The 14,641-nt window shown below is 72.1% G+C and carries 17 protein-coding genes; 9 read left to right on the forward strand and 8 right to left on the reverse strand.

What is annotated here, in order from left to right:
* The 3 genes from HF519_RS26160 to HF519_RS26170 form a co-directional block, all read left to right on the forward strand.
* Positions 1-986 (forward strand): PfkB family carbohydrate kinase (locus HF519_RS26160; RefSeq protein ID WP_312860361.1); only part of this gene is annotated, 986 nt, incomplete at its 5' end.
* Positions 987-1,028: 42 nt separating this feature from the next.
* Positions 1,029-2,021, forward strand: coding sequence for a ribose-phosphate diphosphokinase (locus tag HF519_RS26165; RefSeq protein ID WP_169415656.1), 993 nt, complete (start codon positions 1,029-1,031; stop codon positions 2,019-2,021).
* A gap of 141 nt (positions 2,022-2,162) precedes the next feature.
* The gene (locus tag HF519_RS26170; protein ID WP_169415657.1) at positions 2,163-2,567 is read left to right on the forward strand and encodes an amidase family protein; all 405 of its coding nucleotides are present in this window, start codon (positions 2,163-2,165) and stop codon (positions 2,565-2,567) included.
* Positions 2,568-2,961: 394 nt separating this feature from the next.
* Here HF519_RS26170 and nthA read toward each other — a convergent pair whose 3' ends face one another.
* From nthA to HF519_RS33075, 6 genes are all read right to left on the reverse strand, one after another.
* On the reverse strand, positions 2,962-3,594 hold the full coding sequence (nthA, locus tag HF519_RS26175) for a nitrile hydratase subunit alpha (protein WP_169415658.1): 633 nt from the start codon (positions 3,592-3,594) through the stop codon (positions 2,962-2,964).
* Between the two features lie 27 nt (positions 3,595-3,621).
* Positions 3,622-4,302, reverse strand: a complete 681-nt coding sequence (gene nthB, locus HF519_RS26180) for a nitrile hydratase subunit beta (RefSeq protein ID WP_169415659.1) — start codon at positions 4,300-4,302, stop codon at positions 3,622-3,624.
* 50 nt (positions 4,303-4,352) lie between these two features.
* Positions 4,353-5,891, reverse strand: coding sequence for an amidase (locus tag HF519_RS26185; protein WP_169415660.1), 1,539 nt, complete (start codon positions 5,889-5,891; stop codon positions 4,353-4,355).
* A gap of 31 nt (positions 5,892-5,922) precedes the next feature.
* Positions 5,923-7,467: an AMP-binding protein gene (locus HF519_RS26190; RefSeq protein ID WP_211170605.1), complete on the reverse strand. Its 1,545-nt coding sequence runs from the start codon at positions 7,465-7,467 to the stop codon at positions 5,923-5,925.
* 161 nt (positions 7,468-7,628) lie between these two features.
* Positions 7,629-8,219, reverse strand: coding sequence for a helix-turn-helix domain-containing protein (locus tag HF519_RS32575; protein ID WP_169415662.1), 591 nt, complete (start codon positions 8,217-8,219; stop codon positions 7,629-7,631).
* Between the two features lie 104 nt (positions 8,220-8,323).
* Positions 8,324-8,482, reverse strand: coding sequence for a hypothetical protein (locus HF519_RS33075; RefSeq protein WP_246245207.1), 159 nt, complete (start codon positions 8,480-8,482; stop codon positions 8,324-8,326).
* 53 nt (positions 8,483-8,535) lie between these two features.
* Here HF519_RS33075 and HF519_RS31855 point away from each other — a divergent pair, with 53 nt between their 5' ends.
* Positions 8,536-8,694 carry a hypothetical protein gene (locus HF519_RS31855; RefSeq protein ID WP_246245209.1) on the forward strand — a complete coding sequence of 53 codons (159 nt, stop codon included), beginning with the start codon at positions 8,536-8,538 and terminating at the stop codon, positions 8,692-8,694.
* Between the two features lie 12 nt (positions 8,695-8,706).
* Complete coding sequence (locus HF519_RS26205; RefSeq protein WP_169415663.1) at positions 8,707-8,892, forward strand: tautomerase family protein; 186 nt, start codon at positions 8,707-8,709, stop codon at positions 8,890-8,892.
* Between the two features lie 401 nt (positions 8,893-9,293).
* On the opposite strand, the gene HF519_RS26210 is transcribed toward HF519_RS26205, so the two are convergent.
* Positions 9,294-9,920, reverse strand: coding sequence for a class I SAM-dependent methyltransferase (locus HF519_RS26210; protein ID WP_169415664.1), 627 nt, complete (start codon positions 9,918-9,920; stop codon positions 9,294-9,296).
* A 63-nt stretch (positions 9,921-9,983) separates the two neighbouring features.
* Positions 9,984-10,577, reverse strand: a complete 594-nt coding sequence (locus tag HF519_RS26215) for a helix-turn-helix domain-containing protein (protein WP_169415665.1) — start codon at positions 10,575-10,577, stop codon at positions 9,984-9,986.
* Positions 10,578-10,672: 95 nt separating this feature from the next.
* On the opposite strand from HF519_RS26215, the gene HF519_RS26220 reads away from it, so the two are divergent.
* The 4 genes from HF519_RS26220 to HF519_RS26230 all read left to right on the forward strand — a co-directional run bounded on the left by HF519_RS26220 (position 10,673) and on the right by HF519_RS26230 (position 14,369).
* The gene (locus HF519_RS26220) at positions 10,673-11,686 is read left to right on the forward strand and encodes an NAD(P)/FAD-dependent oxidoreductase (RefSeq protein ID WP_246245212.1); all 1,014 of its coding nucleotides are present in this window, start codon (positions 10,673-10,675) and stop codon (positions 11,684-11,686) included.
* 108 nt (positions 11,687-11,794) lie between these two features.
* Positions 11,795-12,178: an MFS transporter gene (locus HF519_RS32580; RefSeq protein WP_281358653.1), complete on the forward strand. Its 384-nt coding sequence runs from the start codon at positions 11,795-11,797 to the stop codon at positions 12,176-12,178.
* 67 nt (positions 12,179-12,245) lie between these two features.
* Complete coding sequence (locus HF519_RS26225; RefSeq protein WP_312860362.1) at positions 12,246-13,415, forward strand: MFS transporter; 1,170 nt, start codon at positions 12,246-12,248, stop codon at positions 13,413-13,415.
* Positions 13,416-13,724: 309 nt separating this feature from the next.
* Positions 13,725-14,369 carry a class I SAM-dependent methyltransferase gene (locus HF519_RS26230; RefSeq protein WP_169415666.1) on the forward strand — a complete coding sequence of 215 codons (645 nt, stop codon included), beginning with the start codon at positions 13,725-13,727 and terminating at the stop codon, positions 14,367-14,369.
* The last annotated feature ends 272 nt before the right edge of the window (positions 14,370-14,641 follow it).

The following is a 14,641-nucleotide window of genomic DNA, read 5'->3' on the forward strand; positions in this document are numbered from 1 at the left end:
GTGTGTCCGGCGTTGGTGGTGGCATGAGGCCGCGGGTGGTGGTGGTCGGCGCGGTCAACGTCGACCTGGTGGTGCAGACCGACCGGCTGCCGGGGCCGGGGGAGACCGTGGTCGGTCCCGGCGTCGAGCGGCACGGAGGCGGGAAGGGCGCGAACGCGGCGGTCGCCGCGGCCCGGGCCGGCGCCGAGGTCCGCTACTGCGGCGCCGTCGGCGCCGACGACACCGGGACCGGTGCGCTGGCGGAGCTGCGCGCGGAGGGGATCGACGTCACCGACGTGGCGGTGCTCGAGGGCGTGGCCACCGGCGCCGCCCTGATCGTCGTGGACGGGCAGGGGGAGAACCAGATCGCCGTGGGGGCCGGGGCGAACGCCGCCGTGGACCCGGCGGCGGTGCGCACGGCCGTGGCGCGCTCGGCGGACTGGGCCGGCTGCGTGCTGGTCAGCACCGAGATCCCGGCGGACGCGGTGGCCGCCGCGGTGCAGACCGCGCTGGCCCACGGGCTGGCGTGCGTGCTCAACCCGGCCCCGGTCGCCCCCGGGCTGGTGGACCTGCTCGGGCTCGGCCCGGTCGTCACCCCCAACCGCTCCGAGCTGCGCGACCTGTACGCACTGCTCGACCCCGGCACGAACGATCCGGGCGAGAACACCGCCGCATCGGTACCGGAGATGGCGGCCGCGGTGGCCGACCGCACGGGCGCCCCCGTCGTGGTGACCCTCGGCGGCGACGGCGTGCTGGTCATCGACCCCGCGCAGGGGCCGACGCCGCTGCCCGCCCCGCCCGCGGACGTCCGCGACACCACCGGCGCCGGCGACACCTTCAACGGGGTGCTCGCCGCCGCGCTGGCCGCCGCCGCCACCGTGCCCGACGCCGCGGCCCGCGGCGTGGCCGCAGCCTCGCTGTCGGTCGGCACGGTCGGGGCACGCGCCGGCATGCCCCACGCCCGAGCAATCGACGACGCGATCACCCAGGGCGCGCCCACGGGCTGATCACCCGCGGTTCTTCCACTACCTCCACGAAAGGGAGGATCCATGACGGCGTCGCTCCAGCGGGGCTACGACAAGCGGCTGATGCTGTTCTCCGGCCGGGCGAATCCCGTGCTGGCCCAGGAGATCGCCCACCAGCTCGGAGTCGACCTCGGCCCGATCACGCTCAAGACCTTCTCCAACGACGAGGTCTACTGCCGGTTCGACGAGTCCATCCGCGGCGCGGACGTCTTCCTCGTCCAACCCATGTGCGCCAACCCCGAGACCGGGATCAACGCCAACGACGCACTGCTCGAGCTACTGGTCATGGTCGACGCGGCGGTCGGCGCCAGCGCCCACCGGGTGATCGCGGTGACCCCCTGGTACGGCTACTCCCGACAGGACAAGAAATCCGCCCCCCGCGAGCCGATCTCGGCCCGGATGGTCGCCCGCACCCTCGAAGCGGTCGGCGTGGACCGAGTGCTGACCATGGACCTGCACGCAGGCCAGCTGCAAGGGTTCTTCGGAATCCCGGTCGACCACATGACCGCACTGATGATGCTCGCCGACCACTTCGCCGGCCTCGACGACGACCTGGTCGTCGTCGCCCCGGACGCCGGCCGGGTCAAACTGAACAAACAGTTCGCCACCCGCATGGGCGCCGGACTGGCCATCCTGGACAAGGAACGACCCGCCCAACAGGTCGCCGAGATCAACCAGGTGATCGGCGACGTCCGCGGCAAAACCGCGATCATCGTCGACGACATCATCGACACCGCGGGCACGCTACGCGCCGCCGGCGAAGCAGTCGCCCGGGCCGGAGCCCGGCGCGTGTTCGCCGCCGCCACCCACCCCGTGTTCAGCGGCCGGGCCTACGACAACCTCGCAGCCTCCCCGTTCGAACGCATCGTCGTCACCGACACCATCCCACTGCGCCCCGGCGCCCCACCCACCATCGACGTCGTATCCTGCGCCCCACTACTCGCCGACTCCATCCACCGAATCTTCACCGACGACTCCGTCAGCGAAGTCTTCGGCGGCAAGAACCACCTCTTCTAGGCGTAGCTCGGTGTTCGTGCGGGTCGCCGTCGTGCGCGGCCTCGGTGCTGGAGCCTCTCCGACGGCCGGTCACGCCGGCTGCGGTGACCTGGTGGAAACACGGCGCCCCCTTGGCGCGCCGTCGGCACCTCCAGCCCACGCATGATCACGTCAGAGATCCACGAGGCCGTCGACCGCGCCCGTCGGCTGGATTCCTGGCTGCGCGCCTTCGTCACTGACATCGCGGCCGCCCCGGGCAGCCCTCACGGGCCGTTGGCCGGGCTGCCGATCGCGGCCAAGGGGGTCCGCGGGCTGGCCTCGCAGCACACCCGCTGCCTGCAGCAGGCAGGTGCCGTGCCGATCGGCGGCACGGCCGTGCCCCGGGGCGCGGGGTACCAGACCTGGGGGTACACAGATCGCGGTCCGACCCGGAACCCATGGCGGGCAGACCTGTCCCCCGGTGGCACTGACTCCCGGCGGACCGGCGCCCCCATCGACACGACGTGGGTGATCCATCCCGTCGGCCGCAGGTCCGTGCTCGGTCGGTCCCGCCGGCTCCTGGGCTAAACCGGCGAGACCTGTGACGTCGTAGTGCCCGGGCGCTCCGACGTCATGCGAGTGGACTACCCACCGGCGGACCCGGCTGACACCTCATCGGATCTGCGGGGTCAGCTCCGCCTCCGAACGACGCGTCATCGACGCGTATCGCGGCTGTTCGGAGTCGTGGACAATATGGTCGCCATCCGCGCGGAGATCGACGCGGTGGCGGCCGGACCTGGACCGACGAGTCCGGCCCCCTGCGCGGTGCCCCGCACACCGTCGACGCCCTGCTCGGCGACCGGGACCGCGCTTGCACCCGGGAGCAGGCCGTCTTCCCCGCCGGGCGGACGGCCAACACGGTGACGGCAACCTGGTCTGTTCCTGCCCGGGGCGGCCGCGGGCAGGCCGCCCCGAGGGGCCGCTAGCTCGCCGGCCGGTCCGGGTCGCCGACGCCGATCATCGAGTTGCGCGTGACCAGGCGCGCCAACTCCTCCTCGCCGAGCGCGTCGGTGCCGGCCGGCCGCTGCGGCAGCACCCAGTAGCGCAGCTCCGAGCTGCTGTCCCACACCCGGATCTCGACGCTGTCCGGCACGTCCAGCCCGAACTCCTCGCGCAGCACGACGCGCGGCTCGCGGACCATCCGCGAGCGGTACGCGGGGTACTTGTACCAGTTCGGCGGCAGGCCGAGCACCGGCCACGGGTAGCACGAGCACAGCGTGCACACCACGACGTGGCGGACGGTGTCGGTGTTCTCGACCACGAGCATGTCCTCGCCCTGAAGACCGCCGGCGCCGAGCTCACGGCAGGCGGCGGTGGCGTCGGCAAGGAGGCGCTGCTTGAACTCGGGGTCGGTCCAGGCCTTCGCCACGATCCGGGCGCCGATCTGCGGGCCGACCTCGTTCTCGTAGATCGCCGACACGCGGTCGACGGCCTCGGTGGTGAGGATGCCCTTCTCGATCATCAGGGCTTCCAGGGCCTTCACCCTGGCCGCGATGTCCTCTTCGGACCGCGGGTAGGGGCCCGCGATGCGCGACGGGATCTGGATACTCGTCATCGGGCTGTTCCTCCTGAACGGGGCCGATCAGACGGCCTGGATGTAGGGCTCCCACACGTCGAAGCAGACCGAGCTGTTCGGGGCGGCCGTCTCGGGGCCCCACAGCTCGGCGGCGTCGAAGCGGACGGTGTAGACGAACGCCGGGTCCTCGCCCAGGCCGTTCCCCGCGGCGTCGGGGTAGACGAACGCGTCGTGCACCAGGTCGATCACGCCGGTCTTGCCACGGATGTAGCGGGCCCGGCGGGTGTGGCCGTACGGGTGGTCGGCGGCGACCCGGACCCGGGTGCCGACGCTGAACCGCGGGGCGCCCTCGATCTCGCGCCGGGCCGAGGCGCCCATCCGGCACACCGTCTCGACCAGCGTGGCGACCGCCGCGTCGCCCCCCTCGGGCAGCGCCGCGTCGGGATTGAGCCGGTAGTGCCGGGTCCGCTGGTCCAGCTCGTCCGGGTCGATGACACCGGTGCGGATGCAGTTGCTCTCGATCGTGTACAGCCAGTGTTCGAAGTACCGGGAGGTCAGGTAGTCGCCGGGCGGCATCTGCTCCAGGCCGAACCGGATCTGGTCGAGGTTGTAGAACCCGCGGGCCAGCGTCGCCGGCAGCATGGTGAACACCGCCTTCTCCCAGTCGGAGCGGAAGGCCGGTTCATCGTCCTTCGGGTCGATCGGTCCCAGACCGTCGGTGCCGCCGAGGTCGTGCACCCCGTTCATCTGCTGTCCTTTCGCCGTTGAAGAGAAGCGGTGTCGGATGGTGAGGAAGCTCAGCGGGGCGGCAGCGGCGCCGCGTCGGCACCGAAGGCGGTCTGCCAGGCGTGCCCGGCGCGCAGCACCTCGGCGTCCTCCCAGCGGCGGCCCACGATCATCATGCCGACCGGCAGGCCGTTCGAGGTGCCGATCGGCAGGCTGAGCGCGGGATGTCCGGTGACGTCCATCGGGCAGGTGTTGACGATCATCTCCAGGGCGCGGGCGACCTGCACGCCGCGCGGTGCGTCCGCCGGCGGGATCTCGGTGGCCTTCAGCGGCTGGGTCGGCATGACCAGCACGTCGAGGTCGGCCAGCGCGGCGTCGTAGGCGGCGCGTAGCGAGCGGCTGAGGTTCTGCGCCCGACCGTAGTAGCTGCCGTGGTACTCCTCGCGCATGAAGGTCCCGGTCAACGCGAGCAGCTTGGCGGTGTCGGAGAGGTCGTCGGCGTGCTTGCGGACGCCCTGCCCGAACGCCTCTGCCAGGCCCGGGAGGTAGCGGCCCTTCCAGTTCGAGCCCATGGCGTGCTGGCCGAGCATCACGGACTCGCCGCCCTCCATGACGATGGCCAGGCAGAGGTGCACGCCGTCGCGGTGCCACGGGATGCTCACCTCCCGCACCGTGGCGCCCAGCTCGGTGAATCGCTCGGCGGCCGCGCGCACGGCGGCGTCGACGTCGGGTTCGGACAGCCCGGGCCAGTCGAACCCTTCGCGCACCAGCCCGACCCGCAGGCCGGCGACCCCGTGGTCCAGACCGGCGGCGTAGGGGGCGGTGCGCAGGTCGTACTGCTGGCGGGGGTCCAGCCCGTCCGGGCCGGCGATCACGTCGAGCAGCACGGCCAGGTCGGCGACGGTGCGGGCCATCGGGCCGACGTGGTCCAGGGTCATCTCGACCGGAAACACCCCGGTGTAGGGCACCAGTCCCCAGGTCGGCTTGTGCCCGCAGATCCCGGTCCAGCTGCTGGGCATCCGGATCGAGCCGCCCTGGTCCCCGCCGATCGCCAGGTCCGCCTCGCCGAGCGCAACCAGCACCGCGCTGCCGCTGGACGAGCCGCCGGAGGACCGGGACGGGTCGTGCGGGTTGCGGGTCGGGCCGGTGTAGGCGGTGTGGCTGCCGCCGGAGAAGCACAGGCACTCGCACACCGACTTACCGACGATCTCGCCGCCGGCATCGAGGATGCGGGTCACCACGGTGGCGTCGACGTCGGGTACGTAATCCTCGAGCGCCCGGGTGCCGTTCATCATCGGGACGCCGGCCACGCAGACGTTGTCCTTGATCACGACGCGCCGGCCGGCCAGCGGGCCGGTCGCCGCGCCCCGGATGTCGGTCTTCCAGGACCACGCGCCGTAGGGGTTCTCCGCCGGCTCCGGCCGGCGCCCCGGCGAACGGGGGTAGGCCGGCTCCGGCTCCGGCTCGCTGATCTCATCGAGCCGGGCGTAGGACGCCAGTGGGCCGGCCATCAGCTCCTGGAATTCCCGCAGGTCGTCGGGCTCGAGGCTGAGGTGGTGACGGTCGGCGAGCCGGGCGAGCTCGTCCAGGGACGGCACTCTCGGGGGCATCGTCACGCTCCTTCGGGGATCGGCGGGCGGGTCAGCTGGAGGCGCCGGTGGCGAGCGCACGCAGGGCGTTCTTGAGGATCTTCCCGGTGGCGTTGCGAGGTAGCTCGTCGACGAGGTGCACCACGCCGGGCACCTTGAACGCGGCCACCCGCTCCCGGCACCACCCGGTCAGCTCTTCGGCCGTGGCCGTGCGCTCCCGGTCGAGCACGACGAACGCGGCGCCCGTCTCCCCCCAGCGCTCGTGTGGCACCCCGATCACGGCGGCCTGGGCCACCGCCGGATGCTGGTAGAGCGCGTTCTCGACCTCGGCCGGATACACGTTCTCCCCGCCGCTGATGTACATGTCCTTCCACCGGTCGACCAGCACCACCACGCCGTCCTCGTCGCGGTACGCGGCATCCCCGGTGGCCAGCCATCCGTCGCCGTCGATTGCCTGAGCGGTCAGGTCGGGGCGCTGCCAGTAACCGGGGGTGACCGCAGGGCCGCGCACGCACAGCTCGCCGATCCGCCCCGCCGGTTGCGGCACGCCGTCGGCGTCGACGATGCGGACCTCCGCGTGCATCACCGGAATGCCGACCGCGCCCCGGGGGGCCTTCAGGCCGGGCCCGGGCGCCGTGGTGATCACGGTGGATCCGGCCTCGGTGATGCCGAAGACCGTGGTGAGGTCCACCCCCCGCCCGGCCCACAGCTCCAGCAGCGCGGCCGGGACCGGCGAGCCGCCGACCGCGCCGAAGAACGGGCGCAGCGGCGCGTCGGCGAACTCCGGCAGCTGGCTCATGAACTGGTAGTTGGCCGGCACCCCGCACAGGTGGGTGACTCCGGCGGCCGGGTCGGTGAGCAGCTGCAGTGCCTGGCGCGGCTCGAAGGTGCGCATCACCAGCACCGTCCCGCCGAGGAACAGCGCGGGGTTGGCGAACAGGTCGAGTCCGGCGACGTGGAAGGTGGGTAGCACCGTGAGGCAGACCGACGAGGCGGTCACCTCGCCGGCGGCGATGGTGCCGAGGATGGTCGCGCGCTCGTTGCGGTGGGTGCGGACCACGCCCTTGGGCAGCCCCGTGGTGCCGGACGTGTAGATGATCGTCCACGGGTCGTCCTCGTCCGGCGGCGTGGGCGCCCAGCCGGCCGGCGCCGGCCGGCCCAGAGCCGCCTCGTACTCGTCGTCCTCCCCGGCCTCGCTCGCCCAGCGCAGGCAGGGGAACTGCCCGCATTCGGCGGAGACGGCCGCGGCGGCGGCCGCGACGGCCGACTCGTGGAGCAGCACGGCCGGCCGGGCGTCGCGGCAGACCGCGACGATCTCGGACACGGTGAGCCGCCAGTTCAGCGGGACGAAGATCGCGCCGATCAGGGCGCAGGCGTACTGGATCTCGAAGACGTTGCTGGAGTTGCGCGTGAGCGCTGCGACCCGGTCGCCGGGGCCGATCCCGCGGGCGTCGGCCAGATGGTAGGCCAGCGCCTTCACACGCCCGGCGAGGTCGGCGTAGGAGAAGCGGCGCCCGGTGGCCAGGTCGACCAGGGCGGTCCGCTCCGGTGTGCGGGCGGCGTGGTAGTCGATCCAGGAACAGACCCGCTCACCCACGGTGCAGCTCCCTCTGACGGGCGGACGACAGGGCGGGTAGCACCAGAACCCCTCCCCGGCGGGCATGAGGGACGCTGAGGGACGGACGGCTGAGCGTCTCTTTTACGAGTCGCGCGTCTCACGCGTTAGTCAGTGATCGTCGTCACTGACAAGGGCGGAGATCAGCCCCGTGCCGGGCCGCCGCCGACCGAGCTGTCCTCCGGGGCGGTGGGGACGGTGACCAGGATGTGCAGGAGGCATCGGCCCTCCACCGGCTCATACTGGTGTCGGCGGTCGCCGGAGAACCGCATGGAGTCGCCCGCGGCCAGCTCGCGAAGGTCGTCCAGCGGCCCGACCCGGACCCGGCCCGCCACCACGTAGACGTGCTCAAGCGTGCCGGGCGGGTGCGGCCCGGACGACCGGACATGCCCGGCGAGCTCGAGCAGCCCAACCTCGACCAGCCCGGAGCCGTAGACCTTGCCCAGCGGCCGGACCCGGCTGCCGCTGCGCGCATCCAGCACCCAGGGCGCGGCCTCCCGCCGGTCCACCAGCACCGGAAGGCCGCCCTCGCTGATCAGCTTGCCGGCCGGCACCTCGAGTGCACGGGCGATCGCATACAGGGTGTCAACGGTCGGGTTGGCGGCGCCCAACTCCAGCCGGGCCAGCGTGCCCTTGGCCAGCCCGGCCCGCCGCGCCAACTCCGACATGCTCATGTTGCGCTCCTCGCGCAACCGGCGGACGTTGCCGGCCACCAGTTCGCTCGGACTCTGCACCAGCGGAATGCTACTGAGCACAGTGCTTGAGGACGGCGAAGCGCTCCCGGGCGGGAGGACCCGAGCAGTCCCGGTGGCACCCGTCTTGATCGACTCGACCGCGCTCAGACGTGTTCGAGATGACGCGGATCGAGGATGAACTCGGTGTGTGCGGCCAGCGCTTCTGCTTCGGCCAGGTCGATCTCTCGTAGTCGCACCGTGTCGCGGCCCGGGCGGAGCTGACCGACCTTCCAGAGGCTGGCATGGGCGATCGTCGCCACCACCGCGAAACCAGCCGATCATCCTGCACCGCGACGCCGTGTCCGGTGGGGGCTACATGGTGATCGCAACGGTGATCAGCGGTGATCTCGACATCGTCGCCCAGTCCGCGCCCAACACCCGTACCCGATTCGTCGCCGTCGGCCTCGACGAGGCCCTCGACGCGCGTGGCGCCTACCGCAAGCGCGCCCGACGCGTCGCCGATCTGTTCAGCTAGAGAGGAACCGCCATGCCCTTCGTTCGAATCGACTGGTTCCCCGGCCGCACGGTGGAACAGAAGCGGGAATCGGTCGAGGTGCTGACCCGGGAGATCTGCCGCATCGGGAAGTGCGAGCCGGACTCGGTGGGCATCATCTTCACCGACGTCGACAAGGAGGACTGGGGGTGTGCGGGCAAGCTGTTCGCCGACGGCTGACAGCCTTCTTCGTCCACCGGTATCCCGATCTCGGCGCTGGTCTCGTCGATCCGGGCGTGGTACGCCCACGTCGGCTTTGCCGCGCTCGCCGCCGCCTACCTTGCCGCGACCCGCACCGGAGAGCACGCCCGGGATCACAAGGGGGATCTACAGCCGGCCGCGACGGGCTGATCCGTTGAGCAGCAACGAGATCCGGCGCCTGCTCGCCAGCCTGGCCCTCGCCCCGATCGCCTGCGTCACCAGCACGATCAACTGGTCGATCTGGCGACGACGCCGCCAACACCAGGCACGCACATGCCACTACCGACGTCGTGGCCACCGACCGCCGCGGACATGAACTGCCGCAGCGTACCGAGGTCGAAGCGCCTCCTGTGCTGAAAGACGATGATCGGGCCGCGACGTCAGGAGAGGCGTCGCGCGCAGATGACGGCGTCGACGCCGGTGCCGGCCGTAGCGCGCGGGCGGTCCTCGGCGACGACGAACTCCCAGCGGGCGGGATCGAGCGCAGCGACCGCCTCGTCGACGGAGACCTGAACCTGACCGGCCGCGGGAGTTGCGGCTCCGGTGGCCGGGTCGATCGGGCGGTGACCGACCAGGAACAGGGTCCCGCCGGGCGCGACCCCCGTCGCCATCCGTTCCACCATCTCCTCCACCGACCCCGCCACGTGGACGTACAGGCAGGCGACGAGGTCGTAGTGGCCAGGCTGCGGGGTCCAGGTCGCGAGATCGCCCTCGACCCAGTCGATGCGCTCGGCGACGTCCGCCCCGATGGTCGCGGCCGTCGACCGGGCATGAGCCAGGGCGGTCGCGGAGAAGTCGACCGCGGTGACCTGCCATCCGCGCGCGGCGAGCCAGAGCGTGTCGGACCCGTGACCACAGCCCGCGTCGAGGGCGATACCGGGACCCAGGTTCCCGGCCGCCTCGGTCAGATGGGTGTTCGGCGGGCGCTTCGCGACGGCGTCGCCATGCGCGCGCAGGGCTTGCGACCAGCGTTCCTCCCAGAAGCCTCGGTCGAACGCCGCGGTCACGATGTCACCTCGATCAGCACCGGCGAACTCTCCCATGCCTCAGGAGCGCCGGGGCCGTCCGGATCACCGCGTCGGGTGGTCCGCCGCGGAGGGCTCGTCGCGGTCCTGGTGACCGCGGCGGGCGTCGCGGTCGAAGATCCCCAGGATCTCGGCCGGTCCGCCGGCGGTGCCGATGGCGTGCGGGAGCATCGTGGGGAATTCCGCGGCCTGGTTGGTCTCGACACGCAGGCGGCGGTTCCCGAGTAGCAGGGTCACGGTGCCGGAGAGGACGACCAGCCATTCCCGGCCCGGGTGGGCGCGCATGCGCGAGGGGTTGTCCGGGGGCGGGTCCACCATGCGTTGCCGGACGACGGTGATGTCGGGATCCGCGCGCACGGTCCAGCGCATTGTCTGGTGGGCTGCGTCATGGACCGGGTTGCTGACGACGTCCTCGGTGGTTGTCTCGACCAGTTGGTCGAGAGAGGTGTCCAGCGCGCGGGAGAGGGTGACGAGCTGGTCCAGAGCGAGGCGTCGCTGTCCGGTCTCGATCCGGCTGAGCGTGGACGGGCTGAGCTGGGCGCGGGCGGCCAGAGCGTCCAGGGACCAGCCCTGCGCCACCCGTAGGGCGCGGAGCCGTTTGCGTACGAGGCTGTCGAGATCACCATCGTCTTGCTTCATGCGCAAGACAGTATGCCAATGGCGCATGGCGTGCGTAGCGTCGTCGTCCGAAGGGCCCGACCCGGGTCCGCCGGATGCGAGGAGAGGCCACACCCATGCCCCCCACCATGACCACCGGGTTCGAGAGCGACGAACTGCCCGGTACGCCCGTCGACGCCGCCGTGATCGGCGGCGGTGCCGCCGGGCTGAACGGCGCCCTGATGCTGGTTCGCTCCCGCCGCTCGGTCGTCGTGATCGACAGCGGCGCTCCCCGCAACGCACCCGCCGAGGGCGTGCACGGCCTGCTCGGCGCAGAGGGCACCCCGCCCGCCGAGCTGCTGCGCACCGGCCGTGAGGAGGTGCGCAGCTACGGCGGACGGATCGTGGCCGGCGAGGTGACCTCCGCCGGCCCTGCCGCCCCCTCACCGGAGGGCGACCCCCGCTTCACCGTCACCCTCGCCGATGGCAGCACCCTGCAAGCTCGTCGGCTGCTGGTCGCGACCGGACTGCGCGACCAACTGCCCGACGTCCCCGGCCTGGCGCGGCACTGGGGGCACGGCGTGGTGCACTGCCCGTACTGCCACGGCTGGGAGGTGCGCGACGAGCCCATCGGCGTACTGGCCGTGGGTCCGGCCTCCGTCCACCATGCCCTGTTGTTCCGGCAACTGACCGCGGACCTGGTGTACTTCACCCGCGGCACCGACCTGGACGACGACACCCGGGCTCGGTTCGCCGCGCGCGGCATCCGCGTGGTGGACACCCCGGTGGTGGAGATCGAGTCCACCGAGGACGCCGTCTCGGGCGTTCGGCTGTCCGACGGGCAGATCGTGCCCCGCCGCGTCATCGCGGTGGCCACCACCATGCTCGCTCGCACCGACGGCCTGGCCGCCCTGGGCCTGCCGCTGGAGGACCTGCCCCACGGCATGGGCCGCCGCTTCGTCACCGGCCCCGCAGGCACCACCTCGGTCCCGGGCGTCTGGGTGGCAGGCAACGCCACCGACCTGACCGCCCAGGTCGGCGCGGCCGCCGCGGCGGGCGCCCTGGCCGGCGCACACATCAACGCCGACCTGGCCACCGCGGACACCGACGCGGCCCTCGTCGCCTCACCCCGTGGCGACACCGCCGCCTGAGTCGCCGGGGTGCCGTCCCGGCACCCGACAACCCTGATCACGTCATCCCGCCCGCGCCGGGCTTCCGTGCTCCGGTGCTGCCGCCCCATGCGCATGCGAGAGGGAACAATGAGTACGAACCCGCCTCCGCAGGTCGACGTCGCCGACCCGACGATCAATGATCCGCGCTGGCATCGGGCGATCCTGATCGCGGCATGCATCGCCCTCATGGCGGTCATCGCCTCTGTAAACGGGTTGAATGTCGCCCAGCCGCAGCTCGCCCTCGCGCTCGACGCCTCACAGAGCACCGTCCTGTGGATCATCAACATCTACCCGATCACCCTCGCCGCACTACTGCTGCCGCTCGGCGCGGTCGGCGATCGAGGGGGCCGCAGACCGGTGCTGCTCGCAGGCCTGATCCTTTTCGGAGTTGCCAGCGTCGCGGCGGGGCTCGCCACGTCGACCGAGGTCATGCTCGCAGCACGCCTTCTGAGCGGCGTGGCGGTGCGATGATCATGCCGGTCACCCTCGCGGTCATCACCTCGACTTCCCGGACGAGGAGCGCTCCCGCGCGATCGGCGTGTGGACCGCCGTCGCCGGCGGTGGGGGCCTGCTGGGGATGTACCTGTCTGCCGTCCTGGTCGACCTCGCGAGCTGGCGATGGCTCTTCGTCCTCCCGGTCGCGCTCGTCGTCGTGGCCATCGGCATGACGCTGCGATCCGTCCCGAACTCGCGCGAAGAGTCCGAGCACGGGTTCGACACCAGCGGTTCGCTGCTGTCCGTGATCGCCGTGATCGCGCTCGTCTTCGTTCTGCACGAGGGTCCGGGACGAGGGTGGACCGCGCCGGTGACGCTCCTGGGTCTCCTCGTCGGCGTCATCGCTGCCATCGGCTTCGTGGCGTGGGAACTGCGCCGGCGGGCTCCACTGCTCGACGTCCGCCTGTTCCGCGAGCGAGGGCTCGCCAGCGGCTCCGTGGCGAGCCTGGCGTTCTTCGGCGTGCAGGCGGGGGTCTTCGTGGTCGTCTTCCCGTACTTCCAGGCGGTGCTCGGCGGGTCCGGCCTCAACTCCACCCTGGCGCTCATGCCGATGGCGCTGCTGATGATGTTCGCCTCCGGCCTCGCCCCACGGGTGGCCGCGCGCATCGGGGGCCGCTCGACGATGGCGTCCGGGGCCCTCCTGGGGGGCGCGGGACTCGCCCTCATGGCCGCCCTTGTCTCCGTCGACGGCGGCTACCTCGCGGTACTGCCCGGCATGCTCGCGATGGGACTCGGTATGGGCTTGACGATGACACCCTCCACCGAGGCCATCACCACCGCCCTGCCACGTGCGCGTCAAGGTGTCGCGTCCGCCCTCAACGACGTCACCAGGGAGTTCGGCACCGCGCTCGGCATCGCACTGCTCGGAGCGGTCCTGTCCGCCGGCTACCGCAGTGCCATCGACTCCCGACTCGACGGAGTCCCCGACGACGCCGCCGACACCGCCCGCGAAGGCATCGCCAACGCCCTCGCAGCCGCCCACGAATCCGGCTCGCAGGCGCTGACCACAGCCGCCCAGGAGTCCTTCGTCGACGGCTGGCAACAAGCCATGTGGGCAGGGGTCGCCGTCATGGCGGTCCTGTTCGTCTACGTCCTCGCGCGAGGTCCCCAGCGCGCCCCCACCCGGCACCGACGGGAGTGTCCGACGAGCGACGCCATCACCCGGTGCGCTCAGAGGCGGCTGAACAACCCCGCAACCGAGGAGGGCGTGTGACTCGCGGGCGTGTGGTGGGCCCTAGTTCTCCGGCCGTAGATCGTTATGGCCCTTCCAGAGCTGCCTTTGGCGCTGGTCGGGGCTGGTGCGGGCGCGGTGTTGGTGTCGGCGTCGCCAGAGACTCCATCGCAGGACGCTGGTCAGGGAGCGGGCCGGTGTGGTGGTCAGCCGGTTGATGAGCCCAGCGGATCGAGTTGCAGGCCAGCGGGATCGGCCCGGCGGGTTCCCAAATCGTCCTCAGCCCGATGTGCCGATCCGCTCACCCTGGTGCTCGGCCGTGCTGTCACACGCCGTGCGTAGGGTGCCTCCGTGCAGCAGCCCTCCGACCTCGAGACGGTCCGCGAGTCCTACGACCGGGTCGCCGATGCCTATGTGGAGCTCGCCGTGGGCCGGTTGGAGGCGGAGCCCTGGCTACGGGCCGTGCTCGCCGCGTTCGCCGAGTCCGTCCGCGGGCTCGGCCCGGTCCTGGACGTCGGCTGCGGCCCCGGCACCGTCACCGCGCACCTCACCGAGCTCGGTCTGGACGCCTCGGGCGTCGACCTGTCGCCGCGGATGGTCGAGCACGCCCGCCGGCAGTACCCCGACCTGCGGTTCTCCGTCGCCTCGGCGACCGAGCTCGACCTCGCGCCGGCCTCGCTCGGCGGCGTGCTCGGCTGGTGGTCGCTGTTCAACCTCCCGCGGGCGGCGCTGCCCGGCGTGCTGCGGACCTTCGCCGAGGCGCTCGTGCCCGGCGGTCAGGCGCTGGTCGGCACGCACGTCGGCGACGGCGACGTCCCCCGGACCGAGGGGTACGGCGGCCTGCCGGTGTCCTGGACGACCCACCTGTACCGCCCCGAGAAGCTGGCCGGGATGCTGGTCGACGCCGGACTCGAGGTGGTCGCCGAGCTGCGACTGCCGGCGCAGCCGCCGTCGCTGCGCCCGCAGGTGCTGCTAGCTGCGCGGCGCCCGGCCTGACCCCCGCACGCGCGACCGGTCCGCCCGCTGTGGTCAGCCGCCGCTGCTGGATGCAGCGTCGAACGCCGCCGCTGGCAGATTGAGTGGCTCTGTTGCTCCAGCAGTAGGTCGTGATCTTGCTGGCGTGGCGGTCCCGGAGGTGAAGCGGCTTCCCAATGATCTTGTCAAGTCGTGACCGGGGCGGCCTGGTAGGGGCGTTGGTCGCGCAGCATCGCCCAGAGCACGTTGACTCGCCGTCGGGCGAGGGCGAGGACTGCGTGGGTGTGTCGTTT

Source organism: Pseudonocardia bannensis (assembly GCF_012911875.1).
Lineage (GTDB): Bacteria > Actinomycetota > Actinomycetes > Mycobacteriales > Pseudonocardiaceae > Pseudonocardia > Pseudonocardia bannensis.

Excerpts from the sequence above, each read along its gene's own strand:
- HF519_RS26215 (WP_169415665.1), bottom strand. The coding sequence starts at position 10,577 with ATGAAGCAAGACGATGGTGATCTCGACAGCCTCGTACGCAAACGGCTC.
- nthB (WP_169415659.1), bottom strand. The coding sequence starts at position 4,302 with ATGAACGGGGTGCACGACCTCGGCGGCACCGACGGTCTGGGACCGATC.
- HF519_RS26165 (WP_169415656.1), top strand. The coding sequence starts at position 1,029 with ATGACGGCGTCGCTCCAGCGGGGCTACGACAAGCGGCTGATGCTGTTC.
- nthA (WP_169415658.1), bottom strand. The coding sequence starts at position 3,594 with ATGACGAGTATCCAGATCCCGTCGCGCATCGCGGGCCCCTACCCGCGG.
- HF519_RS32580 (WP_281358653.1), top strand. The coding sequence starts at position 11,795 with ATGAGTACGAACCCGCCTCCGCAGGTCGACGTCGCCGACCCGACGATC.
- HF519_RS26170 (WP_169415657.1), top strand. The coding sequence starts at position 2,163 with ATGATCACGTCAGAGATCCACGAGGCCGTCGACCGCGCCCGTCGGCTG.
- HF519_RS26220 (WP_246245212.1), top strand. The coding sequence starts at position 10,673 with ATGCCCCCCACCATGACCACCGGGTTCGAGAGCGACGAACTGCCCGGT.
- HF519_RS26205 (WP_169415663.1), top strand. The coding sequence starts at position 8,707 with ATGCCCTTCGTTCGAATCGACTGGTTCCCCGGCCGCACGGTGGAACAG.
- HF519_RS26185 (WP_169415660.1), bottom strand. The coding sequence starts at position 5,891 with ATGCCCCCGAGAGTGCCGTCCCTGGACGAGCTCGCCCGGCTCGCCGAC.
- HF519_RS31855 (WP_246245209.1), top strand. The coding sequence starts at position 8,536 with ATGGTGATCGCAACGGTGATCAGCGGTGATCTCGACATCGTCGCCCAG.